General features: G+C 51.6%; 14 protein-coding genes. 5 read left to right on the plus strand and 9 right to left on the minus strand.

Going from position 1 to position 15398, the window contains the following annotated elements:
• The first annotated feature begins 179 nt into the window (after window positions 1-179).
• On the plus strand, window positions 180-1106 hold the full coding sequence (gene rlmF, locus NA389_RS18265; protein WP_001275974.1) for a 23S rRNA (adenine(1618)-N(6))-methyltransferase RlmF: 927 nt from the start codon (window positions 180-182) through the stop codon (window positions 1104-1106).
• On the opposite strand, the gene ybiO is transcribed toward rlmF, so the two are convergent.
• The 6 genes from ybiO to rhtA form a co-directional block, all read right to left on the minus strand.
• On the minus strand, window positions 1103-3325 hold the full coding sequence (gene ybiO, locus NA389_RS18270; RefSeq protein ID WP_001267728.1) for a mechanosensitive channel protein: 2223 nt from the start codon (window positions 3323-3325) through the stop codon (window positions 1103-1105). The two genes, rlmF and ybiO, sit on opposite strands and share 4 nt — an antisense overlap.
• Before the next feature lie 118 nt (window positions 3326-3443).
• A complete protein-coding gene (gene glnQ, locus NA389_RS18275; protein ID WP_000569093.1) occupies window positions 3444-4166 on the minus strand; it encodes a glutamine ABC transporter ATP-binding protein GlnQ in 723 nt (240 codons plus the stop codon).
• Window positions 4163-4822, minus strand: coding sequence for a glutamine ABC transporter permease GlnP (gene glnP, locus NA389_RS18280; protein WP_001159075.1), 660 nt, complete (start codon window positions 4820-4822; stop codon window positions 4163-4165). The genes glnQ and glnP overlap by 4 nt, the downstream gene beginning before the upstream one ends.
• Window positions 4823-4966: 144 nt before the next feature.
• The gene (gene glnH / locus NA389_RS18285) at window positions 4967-5713 is read right to left on the minus strand and encodes a glutamine ABC transporter substrate-binding protein GlnH (RefSeq protein WP_000838671.1); all 747 of its coding nucleotides are present in this window, start codon (window positions 5711-5713) and stop codon (window positions 4967-4969) included.
• A 476-nt stretch (window positions 5714-6189) separates the two neighbouring features.
• Complete coding sequence (dps, locus tag NA389_RS18290; protein WP_000100805.1) at window positions 6190-6693, minus strand: DNA starvation/stationary phase protection protein Dps; 504 nt, start codon at window positions 6691-6693, stop codon at window positions 6190-6192.
• Window positions 6694-6995: 302 nt separating this feature from the next.
• Window positions 6996-7883 carry a threonine/homoserine exporter RhtA gene (gene rhtA, locus NA389_RS18295; RefSeq protein ID WP_001119554.1) on the minus strand — a complete coding sequence of 296 codons (888 nt, stop codon included), beginning with the start codon at window positions 7881-7883 and terminating at the stop codon, window positions 6996-6998.
• A gap of 353 nt (window positions 7884-8236) precedes the next feature.
• Between rhtA and ompX the strand changes: the two genes are divergently transcribed.
• Window positions 8237-8752 carry an outer membrane protein OmpX gene (gene ompX, locus NA389_RS18300; protein WP_000716763.1) on the plus strand — a complete coding sequence of 172 codons (516 nt, stop codon included), beginning with the start codon at window positions 8237-8239 and terminating at the stop codon, window positions 8750-8752.
• Between the two features lie 63 nt (window positions 8753-8815).
• Here ompX and NA389_RS18305 read toward each other — a convergent pair whose 3' ends face one another.
• Window positions 8816-10396, minus strand: coding sequence for a phosphoethanolamine transferase (locus NA389_RS18305; protein WP_001089333.1), 1581 nt, complete (start codon window positions 10394-10396; stop codon window positions 8816-8818).
• 263 nt (window positions 10397-10659) lie between these two features.
• Window positions 10660-10788, minus strand: a complete 129-nt coding sequence (mntS, locus tag NA389_RS18310) for a manganase accumulation protein MntS (protein WP_001001755.1) — start codon at window positions 10786-10788, stop codon at window positions 10660-10662.
• Between the two features lie 185 nt (window positions 10789-10973).
• Here mntS and mntR point away from each other — a divergent pair, with 185 nt between their 5' ends.
• Both mntR and NA389_RS18320 read left to right on the plus strand, forming a co-directional pair.
• Window positions 10974-11447 carry a manganese-binding transcriptional regulator MntR gene (gene mntR, locus NA389_RS18315; RefSeq protein WP_000533542.1) on the plus strand — a complete coding sequence of 158 codons (474 nt, stop codon included), beginning with the start codon at window positions 10974-10976 and terminating at the stop codon, window positions 11445-11447.
• Window positions 11444-12556, plus strand: coding sequence for an anion transporter (locus NA389_RS18320; protein WP_001046521.1), 1113 nt, complete (start codon window positions 11444-11446; stop codon window positions 12554-12556). The genes mntR and NA389_RS18320 overlap by 4 nt, the downstream gene beginning before the upstream one ends.
• A 43-nt stretch (window positions 12557-12599) precedes the next feature.
• Here NA389_RS18320 and ldtB read toward each other — a convergent pair whose 3' ends face one another.
• Window positions 12600-13520 carry a L,D-transpeptidase gene (gene ldtB / locus NA389_RS18325; RefSeq protein ID WP_001056404.1) on the minus strand — a complete coding sequence of 307 codons (921 nt, stop codon included), beginning with the start codon at window positions 13518-13520 and terminating at the stop codon, window positions 12600-12602.
• A 218-nt stretch (window positions 13521-13738) separates the two neighbouring features.
• On the opposite strand from ldtB, the gene NA389_RS18330 reads away from it, so the two are divergent.
• Window positions 13739-15334, plus strand: coding sequence for an ABC-F family ATPase (locus NA389_RS18330; protein ID WP_000961480.1), 1596 nt, complete (start codon window positions 13739-13741; stop codon window positions 15332-15334).
• Window positions 15335-15398: the final 64 nt, after the last annotated feature.

Below are 15398 nucleotides of genomic sequence, written 5' to 3' on the forward strand. Positions count from 1 at the left end.
TGAGGTTAAGTGTAGCGCCGTCAGGCGAAAAAATCGCATCGCGCGATCTTTTCAGACCATGAGCAGAACCAATGTCATTCAGATATCCGATCAAACGAGCGAGGCAGGGAATTCGCGGTGGTATATTTACCCCGTGGCGTTATACGGGTATCTTACGCCGCTGCTAAAAGGAGAATGCCATGTCCGCCCAGAAATCGGGGTTACACCCGCGCAACCGCCATCAACACCGTTATGATCTCGCCGCACTGTGTCAGACCACGCCGGAATTGACGTCCTTTCTTATCCGCACGCCCGCCGGTGAACAGAGCGTTGATTTTGCTAATCCGCAAGCGGTAAAAGCGCTCAATAAGGCGTTGCTGGCGCATTTTTATGCCGTCACACACTGGGACATTCCGCCAGGGTTTTTATGTCCGCCAGTGCCTGGTCGTGCGGATTATATCCATCATCTGGCGGATCTGCTTGGCGAAACGACAGGGAGTATTCCGGCGCAGGCAACTATTCTGGACGTGGGCGTGGGCGCCAATTGTATTTATCCGCTTATCGGCGTTCATGAATATGGCTGGCGATTTACCGGTAGTGAAGTCAGCGACGCAGCGATGTCCAGCGCGCAGGCTATCATTCAGGCTAATACGGGGTTAAGCCGCGCCATTCGTCTGCGTCGGCAAAAAGATCCGGCGGCCATTTTTACCGGTATCATTCATAAAAATGAATTTTATGACGCAACGCTTTGTAACCCGCCTTTTCACGACTCCGCCGCCGCAGCCCGCGCGGGCAGCGAGCGTAAGCGCCGCAATTTGGGGCAGAATAAAGATGATGCGCTGAACTTTGGCGGTCAACAGCAGGAGCTATGGTGCGAAGGCGGCGAAGTCGCCTTTATTAAAAAAATGATTGCTGAAAGCCAATCCTTCCGCCGTCAGGTGTTGTGGTTTACGACGTTGGTGTCGCGCGGCGAGAATTTACCGCCGCTTTACCGGGCGTTGACGGAGGCTGGCGCGGTGAAAGTGGTGAAAAAAGAGATGGCCCAGGGGCAAAAGCAAAGCCGCTTTATTGCCTGGACCTTTATGGATGACGACCAGCGTCGCCGTTTTATCACCCGTAAACGCTAAATCGTCGGTTCGCGCGGCGGCGGCGAATCAGGCGACGGGCCGCCAGCGGGGGCGGGCAGAACCTGATACGTTTGCACCGGCGCGCGCACATTGGCTAGATCAAAATGCTTTTTCACCTGGCTATCAAGGGCAAAACGCACCGTCCACTGCTTGAGCGGTAGGGTGGTGAACGATACGCGTAAAGTAAACGCCGTGTTCGTTAAACCGACAATACCGGCGAACGTGGGTTCGCCGATAATCAGCCCGCGAATATCCTCCGTCTCCATCAGCGCCGTTACCGCGTCTTTCAGCGCCTGATTCGCTTTATCCGCATCCTCATGGCGATCCACGTCATAGTTGGCGACAACAGAGCCGATACCGCGCACAAAGTTGGCGAAAGTGGTGATCGAGGACCACGGGATAATATGGTATGCCCCGGTATCCTGCCGCACGCCGACGGAACGAATCGACATTCTTTCGACCGTCCCCGTCAGCGGGCCTATGGTGACTAAGTCGCCGGTATTCATCCCGTTTTCAAACTGAATAAAGACGCCGGTAATAATATCTTTCACCAGGGTTTGCGAACCGAAAGAGATAGCCAGACCTAACGCCCCCGCGCCAGCCAGCAATGGCGCGATATTGACGCCGATTTCCGATAACACGATCATGATGGTTATGGTACTGATAATCACTGCCAGCGCATTGCGGAACAGCGTCAGCAGCGTGCGCGTGCGGGCGCTGGGTAGCGGGCGACCATGAATATCGGAGGCCAGGCGATTCTCAATCAGACTGGCGAGAATCGTCCATCCCACGGCGGAGAAGAATAAGATTAACGCGATACGGATGAGGATATCGACCATCTTTTCCCCCGCGCCATAATGTAGCCAGTGCCAGAAATCGAATAATCCCCAGGCGTTGAGCAACAGCATAACGGCGACGCAGACGGTCAAAAAGCGTGCGACTTTTAGCGCCGAGGAGAGCCAGCCGTTAAGCCGCTTTTGTAATTCCGGGTAATTGCGCTGCGTATGGGGCGACAGGGTGATGGTTTTCGCTATCCAGCGGGTAAACATGCCGGAGATAAACGCGGCGATGCCAATAATCGCCAGACTGCGCACGGTCGCGCCCATCATAAACTTCAGGCTATTGCCTGGGTCGAATAACGAGAAGAAAAACAGCACGATAAAGTAAGCGCTGGCCAGCCAGTGCCACACCAGCGCAAAGGCGCGGATAAACAGGCTAAAAAAGGCTAATGATCGTTCCGCCAGGCTTAATAAATGTTGCGTAATCTCCGCTTTGTTTTTAAAGATCAGGTACAGCGCCCAGATGGTGATGCAGAGCATGATCGCCACATTAGCCATCGCGCCAACCTGAACATTCACCTGATTGGAAATAATCGGAACGGCAACAATCAGCCCGTAGCCAATCAAACTGCTAAGCGAACTCATACGGCGATTCCAGTAACGCGCTGTCGCATCCTGAATCGCGAATGGGCGTAATTCCGGTACATTAGGGCAAAAAATAAGCCGCAGAATCGCTTTAAAGAACTCTATCAGCGCGAAGGCATTCAGGAACAGGCTTTGCTGAAAAGCGATAGTTCGACTTCCCGCATGGAAATTATCACTGAGCATCTGACCGATAAATAAGGTGAGCGCCAGTAGCAGGAGGTCGATAATAAACGCGCCGACGATCATCGCCGGGAGCTGTAACCAGTTGCTGCGTTCACGGTTTTTCTTGCGTGCCCACAGGCCCATTTTTCGATATAACGGCAGGGCGCAAAGCCGTATCACGCTATAAAAACCAAATACCGCGACGGCCAGAAATAAAAAGTGGGTTAACGCGTTGGTGAAGGTTTGCGAGTTAAACGGCTTGTGCGGCGCATCGGTGATGTTGCGATAAAGCTGGGCGAAACGGGTAGCGAAAGCATCGCCGTACTGACGGGTAACGGTGGTGACGTTCTCCAGTACCGTTTTCTCATCTTTGGCCGCAGGCGGCGCAAGCGCTGGCGCTGGCTCGGTCGGCGGCGTGGTTGAGGCTTCGCGGAGTTGCGCTATTAATTCGTTACGTGAAGCCTCGTTCTCCAGTACGTCAGCCAGGGCCGCATAGGCCGCTTTTTTTTGTTCAGGACTGGGCTCTGGCGCTGCTTGCTGGCTGGTTGATGTCCCCGTGGTCACGCCGGGTATGGCGACCGCATGGGCAGGCGTGCCCAGTAGACAAAAAAGGATGAACAGGGTCCACCGCATGACTCCTCCAGTGAGAAAAGAGACGCAAAACACTAAGTATAGATGGCGCAGGGAAGGGAAAATGAAATGGGACTATTCCATGATGCCCTCCCTGCCGCAGGGCAGGAAGGGCGATATCTCAGGAGACGTGCTGTAAAAATTCCTGTAAACGTGGGCTTGGCGGGTTTTCGATCAACGCCTGCGGGCTGCCATCTTCGGCAATACGTCCTTTATCGATGAAAATCAGCCGTGAGGCGACTTTTTCGGCAAAGCCGATTTCGTGAGTGACAATGACCATGGTCATGCCTTCTTCCGCCAGATCCTGCATGACTTTCAGCACTTCATGGCGCAGTTCAGGGTCCAGAGCGGAGGTTGGCTCGTCAAAGAGCATCATTTTCGGCTTCACGGCCAGCGCTCGGGCAATGGCGACGCGCTGTTGTTGACCGCCGGAAAGCTCGGAGGGGTAGTGGTGCGCCCGTTCCGCCAGTCCAACTTTCGCTAACAGAGCTTTCGCCTGTTTTTCCGCTTCTTCTTTCTTTACGCCGCGCACGCGCAGAGGACCGAACATCACGTTTTCGAGCGCGGTCAGATGCGGGAACAGATAAAACTGTTGAAACACCATGCCGGCTTCCTGGCGAATCAGCCGTTCGTCTACTTTAGGATCGTTGACTTTCAGACCATCGACAATCAGATCGCCGGAGGTGATCTCTTCCAGTTTATTGATACAGCGTAATAACGTGGATTTACCCGAACCGGAAGGGCCGATAATCACAACCACTTCGCCCTGACGGATGTTTAAATCAATGTTATGCAGCACCTGGGTGGGGCCAAAGTGCTTGGAGACGTTTTTAAATTCAATCACAGGATTTTCATCCTTTTTTCAAGACGACGCAAAATAAAGCTCAGCACCAGCGTAATGATCAAATAGAAGACGGCCACGGCGCTCCAGATTTCCAGGGCACGAAAGTTACCGGCAATAATTTCCTGGCCCTGACGGGTCAGCTCGGCTACGCCGATAACAATAAACAACGAGGTGTCTTTGATGCTAATGATCCACTGGTTGCCCAGCGGCGGCAGCATACGGCGCAGAGCAAGCGGTAAAATAACATGGCGGATGGTTTCCCGGCGAGAAAGGCCCAGCGCCAGACCCGCTTCGCGAAAACCTTTGTGAATGGATAGTACTGCGCCGCGAGTAATTTCCGCGATATAAGCGCCGGAGTTAATCATAATTGTCACGACCGCTGCGCTGAACGGATCAATACGCAAATCATTAAATGCCATCGGCAGGGCAAAGTAGATAAACATGACCTGGACAACGATGGGCGTGCCGCGAATAATTTCAATGAAAACCAGGGCGATGTGGTTGGCGAACCAGCCGCCAAACGTACGGGCAAAACCTGCCGCCAGTCCAATAACCAGGCCGCCAGCCAGACCGAGGACCGAGATCCACAGGGTCATTTTAGCGCCCTCAAGCAAAAGCGGAATGGCGGGCCAGATGGCGCTCCAGTCAAACTGCATATGTCGTTCCTGTTACCGTGGTGTAAATAGTCAAATGCTCTATCCGGCGCGGAAATGGCGTGAAAGTGTCTTATCCGTCACGGAAAGAGCTGTAGGCCCGGTGAGCGTCCTCACTACCGGGCCACAAGCCAACATCAGGTCGTTTTATTTAGGTTCTGTACCGAACCATTTTTTGTAGATTTCGTTATAGGTGCCATTCTCACGCAGCGTTTTCAGCGCGCCGTTGACTTTCTCGCGCAGTTCATCGCTGCCTTTCGGGAAGGCAACTCCGTATTGCTGTGCTTCCAGTGATTCGCCTACCGCCTTGAACTGGCCATTGCCTGCGGTTTTGATAAAGTACAGGATGTTCGGCGTATCGTGCAGAACGGCGTCTGCGCGGTTGGTGCCTAATTCCATGTACGCGTTATCAATGTTCGGGAACTGACGCAGATCTTTGGTTTTGATATTCGCTTTCGCGTAATCCACCGACCCGGTTCCGCTCTTCACGGCAACGACTTTGCCATCGAGGTCTTTAACGCTTTTAATGTCGTTATTGTTGGCTTTCACCATCACGAGCAGACCGCTTTTGTAATAGCCATCGGAAAAGTCGATCGCTTTTTTACGCTCGTCTGTAATCGTAATACCCGCCAGCGCCAGATCGATATTTTTGGTTTGTAATGCCGGAATAATGCCGCTGAAATCCATCGGTTTCAGGGTGTAGTCCAGCTTCAGTTCTTTCGCGATAGCGTCCCACAGATCAACATCAAAACCGACGTATTTGTCGCCCTGTTTAAATTCAAACGGAACGAACGCCGTATCGGTTGCCACAACGAGTTTCTTATCCGCGGCGTGCGAAGACACCGCAAAAGCCAGGGTAAGTGCAGCCAGTGAAACTTTTAATAGAGACTTCATAGCATTTCCTTTTCTATCCACGGGGCGATCCCCTGCGAGAACATGTAGCGTAATGAAAAAATCATGCCAATTATGTAACTCATTGTTTTAACAGAAGCATGAATCATTCCTGTGCACAATAAGTCGGGCAAAACCAGTATGCCGCACCGTTTCGGGGCACTGATTTAGTGCATGAATAACAAAGTAGAGATACAGGGTCTATTTAGCGTAAAAATTGTTGTTAAAACAATCTTTAATTAACGATTGTGTGATGTAATTATTACAAATAATTCACTTTTATTGAGGGGGAGTACAAGACGTGTGCACTATTTAAGTGCAAAACCCCTGTGACAGGCAGGGGTATAGGGATGACTTATATACCTGTGTACATCAAGTTGCAGGTGCGTTCGCTTCAGTTACCGACGGAAGTCAGGCTCCTGCGGATTCGCTGCGTTTGTACCTTCCTGCAACTCGAAGTATTCAGGGTAGAGATAGATTTATTCGATGTTGGATTCGATAAACCACAGGAATTTATCGAGGTCGCGTGATGCGGCGGTAAAGATATCGGCAGTGTCTTCATCTTTGGCTTCACCGATAGCTTTGCGAACATCATTAGCGACAACAGCGTAGCGATCGGCCAGTTCTTTTAAGTGATCCTGCACGTTATGGATATCGAGCGGATAGCTTTTCAGCGGTGTTTTGCTATTGATAACTTGCGTGGTGCCTAACGCCACACCGCCAAGCTGTACGGCGCGCTCGGCCATAGTATCCAGATGGTCGGTCAGTGCGGTACGGAAGCCATCCAGCATCTCATGAACGGCAATAAAGTTAGCACCGCGCATGTTCCAGTGGGCCTGTTTCGTGATCAGCGACAGGTCAATGAACTGGATCACCTGACGATTAAGCAACTCAACCGTCGCTTTTTTATCGCTCTCTGATACATCGTTACGGGTATAAAGCAGATTAGACGCTTTTGTTTTTACCAGTTTAGCGGTACTCATAATCTCATATCCTCTTGATGTTTGTGTCCCAGGTAATTAACGAAAATAAGTATAGCACCGGTTTTTAACTTTGCTTTTTTGAATTTACCTATCACTTTAATAGTACAGACAAGATTTAATATTTATTTTAATTATAAATCAATTAGTTATGTTAGTTTGTTGTTTAGTGGGTAATAATTCTCATTTTAATGTAAAAAATGAGAAAAAATATGACAAAAAATGACGAAGTAATAGCGCGATAATAAAAGGTGAATAACGAGGTGATATTCTGCATGATTATGCACATCATGCAGAATAAGAAACTATTTTACGTCAACTTGTTTAATTTGCGGTTCGCGGCGAATCGTTAGGGTAGAGCCCATTGAGGCGGCGATGATGGCGCACAGGGCCAGGATTTGTATGCCCGTAAGCGTTTCGCCCAGAAAAATCATCCCGGAAACGGCGGCCAGCGCGGGTTCCATGCTCATCAGCGTACCGAAGGTGCGGGTTGGCAGGCGCGTCAGCGCAATCATTTCCAGTGAATAAGGCAGCGCCGTAGAAAGCACAGCGACCGCTAACCCTAAGGGAAGAATCGACCAGTGCCATAGCGCGTCGCCAGCCTGAACTGCGCCAATCGGCACGAAAATGATGGCGGCAATCAGCGAGCCTACCGCCACCGTGGCCGGACCATGTTCCGCGCCTGCTCGCTGGCCGGTAAGAATATAGACAGCCCAACAGGCGCCAGCGCCGAGCGCTAACGCGGCCCCGGTAAGATCGACGTGAGACATATCTTGCCCTAATGGCAGCAGGAACCAGAGCCCAAGCACAGCCAGTACGACCCAAATAAAATCTACCGGCCGCCGGGATGAAAACAGCGCGACCGCCAGAGGACCGGTAAATTCCAGCGCGACCGCAATACCCAACGGCACCGTCTGAATCGACAGATAGAATAGATAGTTCATCCCGCCCAGCGACAGACCATAAAACAGTAAAGGCAGCCGCTGCTCTTTGGCAAAACGCAAACGCCAGGGTTTGAAAAAGGCGATAAGGATAAGCGTTCCCAACGCCAGACGAAGCGCCGTTACGCCCGGCGCGCCGACAAGAGGAAATAACGATTTCGCCAGTGAAGCGCCACTCTGAATAGAGGACATGGCAATGAGCAAAACCAAAATGGGCAACCAGACTGGTAGTTTACGTGTTGACCCCGGCATCCTTTCTCCTGTCAAAAAATGTCAGTACGAGTAAAGGTGGCAGTGTAATGGAAATTCCCCGCGGCGGTTGAGGATTCGTTGAAAAAAAATTTCCAGGATTCCATAAAATGAACTTAAATTGATGGATAAATAGACTGTTAGTTTAGGAATAATCTGGATGAATGTATCGCGCCGCACGCGCATTATTGGTGCAATCAGCCGGAAAAGTGATGTTAATTGAATAAGATAGCGCGATATGGAAACGTTCTGTTACATGAAAGGCGCCCTTAGACACCGTGAATCGCAAAGAGTTTCCCATTAATTTTTGATATATTTAAAACTTAGGACTTACTTGAAGCACATTTGAGGTGGTTATGAAAAAAATTGCATGTCTTTCAGCACTGGCCGCTGTTCTGGCTTTTTCCGCAGGTACTGCAGTAGCTGCTACTTCTACCGTTACCGGTGGTTACGCTCAGAGCGACGCGCAGGGCGTAGCGAATAAAATGAGCGGTTTTAACCTGAAGTATCGTTATGAGCAGGACGACAACCCGCTGGGCGTAATCGGTTCCTTCACCTACACCGAAAAAGATCGTACTAACGGTGCGGGCGATTACAACAAAGGTCAGTACTACGGCATCACTGCCGGCCCGGCTTACCGTCTGAACGATTGGGCGAGCATCTACGGTGTAGTCGGTGTGGGTTACGGTAAATTCCAGACGACCGATTACCCAACCTACAAACATGACACCAGCGATTATGGCTTCTCCTATGGCGCTGGTCTGCAATTCAACCCGATGGAAAATGTTGCTCTGGACTTCTCTTACGAGCAGAGCCGTATTCGTAGCGTTGACGTTGGCACCTGGATTGCTGGCGTGGGTTACCGCTTCTAATCACGTCGGTGAAAATGAAAAATCCGCCTTTCGGGGCGGATTTTTTTTTGCCTGAAACGTGCATTATTTTAGTGAAAAAATATCGCTGCCCAGATGGTTATAGTCCACTTTCTGTAATTTGAAATTGGTGATATAAACGGGCCCGGCTTTCTGTTCCGAAATAAATCGATAGCGATTTTTGATCTCTTTAGCGCTAATTCCTGTCCATTGCGAGAAAAAACTCAGGAAATCGTTCGCGGAACGGCGAGCTTTAATGATCCGATGCGCTTTACTGTCGCTGGATAGCACCATAAACGGCACCTGGAAGTTTTGCTGGAATTTGTCGTCATGCGCCAGGTACTGTACCGCTTTGCCGCGCTCTTTAAACGCCAGCCCGTGATCGGAGAAATAGACGAGCGAAAAGCTGTCGCCGCTATGACGAAGCTGAGTATAGAGCTGACGGAGCAAATCGTCGGTTTGCGTCATGGTGTATAAATAACAAGACGTCTCTTTCGACTGGACAAACGTCGCGTATTTTCCCTGAGTACGGTCACAGGCCTGGGGATGCGATCCCATTAAATGCAACACAATCAACTGCGGTTGCGTGCGTTCTGTCGCCAATACCTGCGCCGTCATGGTTAACAGCGCGTCGTCGCGAGTATTTTTATCCGCTTCAAAATCGCCGTTTTTCAGGAAATGCGCTTCATCGGCGCGTTTGGCGATACTGGCGATGGCCGTGTCGTATTCGCCGATTTGCCCCTGATTGGAAAACCACCATGTCTGAAAACCGGCGCGGTTAGCCAGCGTGACGAAGTTATCCTGATACTGCGGTTTGTTATCCACCACGCGATTGAGCGTTAAACCAAGCGATTTTTGCGTTGAGCCGCTGGCGGCGATGTAATCCATAAAGAAGTCGCCATTCACATGGCTGGCGAAGGGGGTATTATCCCAGTGGCCGCCGAAAGCGCCCATGGCATCCCGTCGCGCGCTTTCACCAATCACCACGACATAGATGTGATATCTGGGTTTCACCGCAGTAACCGTCCAGCTATCTTTTATGCCGGATAGCTGCGCCATACGGTGCTGCTCTTCAATGACTTCGTTGTTATTGACGATAACGTCTTTAGCGAAGCGAAAAACCGGATAGCCGGTATCAATAACCTTAAAAACGCCGCCCCAGGCCAGATTTTGTACCGGCGCGACGAAAAATGCCGCGACGCTAATCAGCAGGCACAGGCTGTCGAGGCTATTCCAGCGCGGCCTGACCTCTTCTTTTCGGCGGCGAAGCGCAATAATACCCAGCGCAAAAATAAAAAGTCCGGTCAGGTAGCTATACCACGGGAAGATGGTCAGGATTTCGCTCGACTCTTCCATATTGGTGGAGTGCAGCGCCAGCAGCGTATTAAAGTTCGGGGCGCCGTAAGCCTGGCCAAAGGGAAAATAGCAAGCGGCTACCAGCGAACAAATGCCGAGCAGCGCTTTTTGTCCGCGGGGCAGGTAGCGCCAGAGCAGCAGCAACAGGCAGGTAAACGCCGCGGTATAAAGCAGGCTAAAGGGGTAGCCGAGCGCGAGGTTAATCAGCAGCGACTGTAAAAAGTAGAGGCCCGCCCACGGGCTTACAGTCCGACGACGGGCGAGAAGTGAATCGATAAGGGTTGAATTCATATGCCACTATTGCAAAAACGCCATGTGCTAACCCTGGCGCGAAGGGTCATTACCTGCCTGATTATGCGTAAAAAAGGTATTGGGTTCGCAACGGCGAGTCGCAAAATATTCAGGGCTGCCAGAAGATAGAGCGTGCGGGTAAGAAGGTCAACCGCCGGAAAGAAAATGTTTTGCGAAGAGAATAGCAAAACCACAAAAAACAGGGGAAATGGGCGCCATTTCCGTTGAGGATGCAAAATAAAGCGGCGTACCGCACCGCCGCCTTATTTCGTGGAAGGGTTATCCTGTTCCGGTTTGCCGTTGATCATATCGCACAACATAGAGAGCAGCATTAACCGGACTTTAAAGGGAGAGTGACTGAACACGCGTATACACCTCTTAAATTCGTTCATATAAACCTCCTGATATTTCTATCCCATCGATCCGTGAGGGATGTCTGCATTACATACAGATATAGCACAGGCTATGTTTTATAGCTATTGCTAAAACGTTAATTTTTTGTGCCCGGACAACTCTGGTTTACAATGAGCGCTCTGTCAGCTGACGCGTTAACGCGTCACAGAAACGAGGAAGCAAAATGGGTCGTCGCGCAGGTACGCCAACAACAAAAAAAGTGACGCAATTGGTGAACGTAGAAGAACACGTTGAAGGATTTCGTCAGGTCAGAGAGGCGCATCGCCGTGAGTTGATAGACGATTACGTTGAGCTGATTTCCGATTTAATTATTGAGGTAGGGGAAGCGCGTCAGGTGGATATGGCGGCGCGGCTCGGCGTCTCCCAGCCGACTGTGGCCAAAATGCTTAAGCGCCTGGCATCGTTAGGATTTATTCAAATGATCCCCTGGCGCGGCGTTTTTCTGACGCCGGAAGGGGAGAAGCTGGCGCAGGAAAGCCGCGAGCGGCATCAAATTGTCGAAAATTTTTTACTGGTATTAGGCGTAAGCCCGGAGATCGCGCGTCGTGATGCGGAAGGGATGGAACACCATGTCAGCCAGGAGACATTGGATGCCTTTTTGGCCTTCACGCAACAGCATGGAACATCTGCAGAATGAATCTGGCCTTTTTACGGGCGCTGCGGCGTGACCGTTTTTTTCAGTTGTTGATCATTGTGGGGATGGCGCTAAGCCTGTTTGTTCCTTTTGCGCCCCGCGCCTGGCCTGGCGCGATTGACTGGCACACCATTATTACCCTCAGTGGGTTAATGTTGCTCACTAAAGGCGTTGAGCTGAGCGGCTATTTTGATGTGCTGGGACGCAAGATGACGCGCCGATTTCATACCGAGCGGCAACTGGCGATGTTCCTGGTGCTGGCTGCGGCGGCGCTGTCGACCTTTCTGACAAACGATGTCGCGCTGTTTATCGTTGTGCCGCTGACGATAACGTTAAAAAAACTGTGCGCGATTCCGGTCAACCGATTGATTATTTTTGAAGCGTTGGCGGTGAACGCCGGTTCGCTGCTGACGCCTGTCGGTAATCCGCAAAATATTCTGTTGTGGGGACGCTCCGGCTTAACCTTTGCTGAATTTAGCGGGCAAATGGCGCCGCTTGCCGTCATGATGATGCTGACGTTACTGCTCCTGTGCTGGTTTTGTTTTCCGGGTAGGGCGTTACAGTATCATACCGGTACGCGTTCGCCGCAGTGGCAGCCCCGTCTGGTGTGGAGTTGCCTGGCATTATATGTCGTTTTTCTTACCGCGCTGGAGCTCAGGCAAGAGTTATGGGGACTGGTGTTGGTGGCGGCTGGGTTTATTGTGCTGGCGCGCAGGGTGATAGTCAGCGTGGACTGGACGCTGCTGCTGGTATTTATGGCGATGTTTATTGATGTCCATCTGCTAACGCAATTGCCGGCGTTGCAGGGCGTTTTCAACCAGGTTGGCGCACTGTCTCACCTGGGACTTTGGCTAACCGCTATCGGCCTGTCGCAGGTTATCAGTAATGTGCCCAGTACCATTCTCCTGCTGAACTATGTACCGGCCTCGACGCTGCTGGCATGGGCGGTGAATATCGGCGGGTTTGGTCTGCTGCCGGGGTCGCTGGCAAATCTTATTGCTTTACGGATGGCGAACGATCGCCGAATCTGGTGGCGATTTCATTTCTATTCGCTGCCGATGCTGGCATGGGCGGCGCTGGTGGGATATGGATTATTGCAACTGATGCCGTAAGAGAAGCCCGATAGTGTCTATCGGGCTTCGCAGGCAGAGTCTGTCAGTTCAGACGAACCGGCATCCCGGAACGATCCTGAACCGCCTGTTGTACGACGGTCTGATCAACGTCAGGCTCGTTGGTGACGGCCAGGATACTCTTATTAAGCGTGATCGGCACCGCTTCCTTACCTTCAAACTGCGCTTCCGTCGTTGACAGCGGGTTATGCACCTCAATGTAACGGCTACCGTCCGGCTCGGTGGTGGCTTTTACCGGTTCATCGATAAACTGCACGCGGGTACCGACTGGCACATTTTCAAACAGGAATTTGATATCGTCGTTGCGCAGACGTACGCAGCCGTGGCTCACGCGAAGCCCGATGCCGAAGTTGGCGTTGGTGCCGTGAATAGCATACAGGCGACCAATGTACAGCGCGTACAGGCCCATCGGGTTATCCGGGCCCGCAGGCACGACGGCAGGCAGCGGCTCGCCGGCGGCGCGATATTCAGCGTGCATTTTTGCCGTAGGCGTCCAGGTCGGACCGGCTTTTTTACGTTCAACTTTGGTCGTCCAGTTGATAGGCGTGTCTTTACCTAACTGACCGATCCCAATCGGCAGGACGATAACGGTGTTTGTGCCTTTCGGGTAGTAATAGAGGCGCATTTCCGCGCTATTAATGATAATGCCTTCGTGTACGGTATCCGGCAGGATCAGCTGCTGCGGAATATTCAGCACGGTACCGCCCTTCGGCAGGAAGGTATCCACGCCAGGGTTGGCTTCCAGCATGTTGGAGAGCCCCATCTGATACTCCGCGGCAAAATACTCCAGCGGCTGGGTATTGCCCTCCGGAACGGTGATGACCTGATTTTGCCCAATTAAACGGCTACCATCGGTAGGCAGCGGGTAAGTGACTGCTGAGGCTGTTTTACAAAAACCAACTACAGCGAAAGCCGCCGCGAAAAGCGTTGTTAATTTCATATTCATGTTATGCGAGATTCTGTGCCAAGCAGGCTAGTAGGTTGAGAATTCTGTCATGTTGGGAGCGCATTATAGGTGCATTCCAGTAAACAGGGAATTCAGATGTGTACGAAATCACGTTTTTTTCCCTTACGGTTCAGTGTAGCCCTTTGTACAGGGCGCGATCTTATTTCAGACTTGTGGCATAATAAGCGGTTTGTCACATCTTTTTTCAGGATAAGCCTGTGTTAGTTTCCAGCAACGTTACCATGCAGTTCGGCAGTAAGCCGCTGTTCGAAAACATTTCCGTCAAATTTGGCGGCGGCAACCGTTACGGCCTGATCGGCGCCAACGGTAGCGGAAAGTCCACTTTTATGAAAATCCTCGGCGGCGACCTGGAGCCGACGCTGGGCAATGTTTCCCTCGATCCGAATGAGCGCATCGGTAAGCTGCGTCAGGACCAGTTCGCTTTTGAAACATTCACCGTACTTGATACTGTCATTATGGGGCATGGCGAACTGTGGGAAGTCAAGCAGGAGCGCGACCGTATCTACGCCTTGCCGGAAATGAGCGAAGAAGACGGCTATAAAGTCGCCGATCTGGAAGTAAAATACGGCGAGATGGACGGTTATTCCGCTGAGGCGCGCGCGGGCGAACTGCTGTTGGGGGTGGGCATCCCGCTGGAGCAGCATTACGGTCTGATGAGTGAAGTCGCGCCAGGCTGGAAATTGCGTGTGCTGCTGGCGCAGGCGTTATTCTCTAATCCGGACATCCTGTTGCTCGACGAACCGACCAACAACCTGGATATTGATACTATCCGTTGGCTGGAGCAGGTGCTGAACGAGCGCGATAGCACGATGATCATCATTTCGCACGACCGTCACTTCCTGAACATGGTTTGTACGCATATGGCGGATCTGGATTACGGCGACTTGCGCGTCTATCCGGGTAACTATGATGAGTATATGACGGCGGCGACTCAGGCGCGTGAACGTCTGTTGGCCGATAATGCGAAGAAAAAAGCGCAAATTGCCGAGCTGCAATCTTTTGTTAGCCGTTTTAGCGCCAATGCCTCTAAATCGCGTCAGGCAACGTCGCGCGCGCGGCAGATTGATAAAATCAAGCTGGAAGAGGTGAAAGCCTCCAGCCGTCAGAACCCGTTCATCCGTTTTGAGCAGGATAAAAAACTGTTCCGTAACGCTCTGGAAGTGGAAGCGCTGACGAAAGGTTTTGATAACGGTCCGCTGTTTAAAAATGTCAATTTGCTGCTCGAAGTCGGCGAGAAGCTGGCGGTACTCGGCACCAATGGCGTGGGTAAATCTACGCTGCTGAAGACGCTGGTTGGCGATCTGGACGCCGATCACGGCACCGTTAAATGGTCGGAAAACGCGCGTATTGGTTACTACGCGCAGGACCACGAATATGAATTCGAAAATGACCTGACGGTGTTTGAATGGATGAGTCAGTGGAAGCAGGAAGGCGACGACGAGCAGGCAGTGCGCAGTATTCTGGGCCGCCTGCTATTTAGCCAGGATGATATCAAAAAGCCTGCGAAAGTCCTCTCCGGTGGCGAGAAGGGCCGTATGCTGTTCGGCAAACTGATGATGCAAAAGCCGAATATCCTGATCATGGACGAACCGACTAACCACCTGGATATGGAGTCGATCGAATCGCTGAATATGGCGCTGGAGCTGTATCAGGGCACGCTGATCTTTGTTTCGCACGACCGTGAGTTTGTCAGCTCGCTGGCAACCCGCGTCATTGAAATTACGCCGGAGCGCGTGGTGGATTTCAGCGGCAACTACGACGATTATTTGCGTAGTAAAGGGATTGAAAGCTAAACACTGACGCCCGGTGGCGCTGTGCTTACCGGGCCAACGTATCCTGGCGCGTCGGTTCGGTAAG

The sequence above is a fragment of the Salmonella sp. NW645 genome, assembly GCF_051703725.1.
GTDB lineage: Bacteria > Pseudomonadota > Gammaproteobacteria > Enterobacterales > Enterobacteriaceae > Salmonella > Salmonella enterica.

Excerpts from the sequence above, each read along its gene's own strand:
- glnP (WP_001159075.1), bottom strand. The coding sequence starts at position 4,822 with ATGCAGTTTGACTGGAGCGCCATCTGGCCCGCCATTCCGCTTTTGCTT.
- NA389_RS18320 (WP_001046521.1), top strand. The coding sequence starts at position 11,444 with ATGAATCTGGCCTTTTTACGGGCGCTGCGGCGTGACCGTTTTTTTCAG.
- mntR (WP_000533542.1), top strand. The coding sequence starts at position 10,974 with ATGGGTCGTCGCGCAGGTACGCCAACAACAAAAAAAGTGACGCAATTG.
- glnH (WP_000838671.1), bottom strand. The coding sequence starts at position 5,713 with ATGAAGTCTCTATTAAAAGTTTCACTGGCTGCACTTACCCTGGCTTTT.
- rlmF (WP_001275974.1), top strand. The coding sequence starts at position 180 with ATGTCCGCCCAGAAATCGGGGTTACACCCGCGCAACCGCCATCAACAC.
- ybiO (WP_001267728.1), bottom strand. The coding sequence starts at position 3,325 with ATGCGGTGGACCCTGTTCATCCTTTTTTGTCTACTGGGCACGCCTGCC.
- mntS (WP_001001755.1), bottom strand. The coding sequence starts at position 10,788 with ATGAACGAATTTAAGAGGTGTATACGCGTGTTCAGTCACTCTCCCTTT.
- rhtA (WP_001119554.1), bottom strand. The coding sequence starts at position 7,883 with ATGCCGGGGTCAACACGTAAACTACCAGTCTGGTTGCCCATTTTGGTT.
- ompX (WP_000716763.1), top strand. The coding sequence starts at position 8,237 with ATGAAAAAAATTGCATGTCTTTCAGCACTGGCCGCTGTTCTGGCTTTT.
- ldtB (WP_001056404.1), bottom strand. The coding sequence starts at position 13,520 with ATGAATATGAAATTAACAACGCTTTTCGCGGCGGCTTTCGCTGTAGTT.
- NA389_RS18305 (WP_001089333.1), bottom strand. The coding sequence starts at position 10,396 with ATGAATTCAACCCTTATCGATTCACTTCTCGCCCGTCGTCGGACTGTA.
- dps (WP_000100805.1), bottom strand. The coding sequence starts at position 6,693 with ATGAGTACCGCTAAACTGGTAAAAACAAAAGCGTCTAATCTGCTTTAT.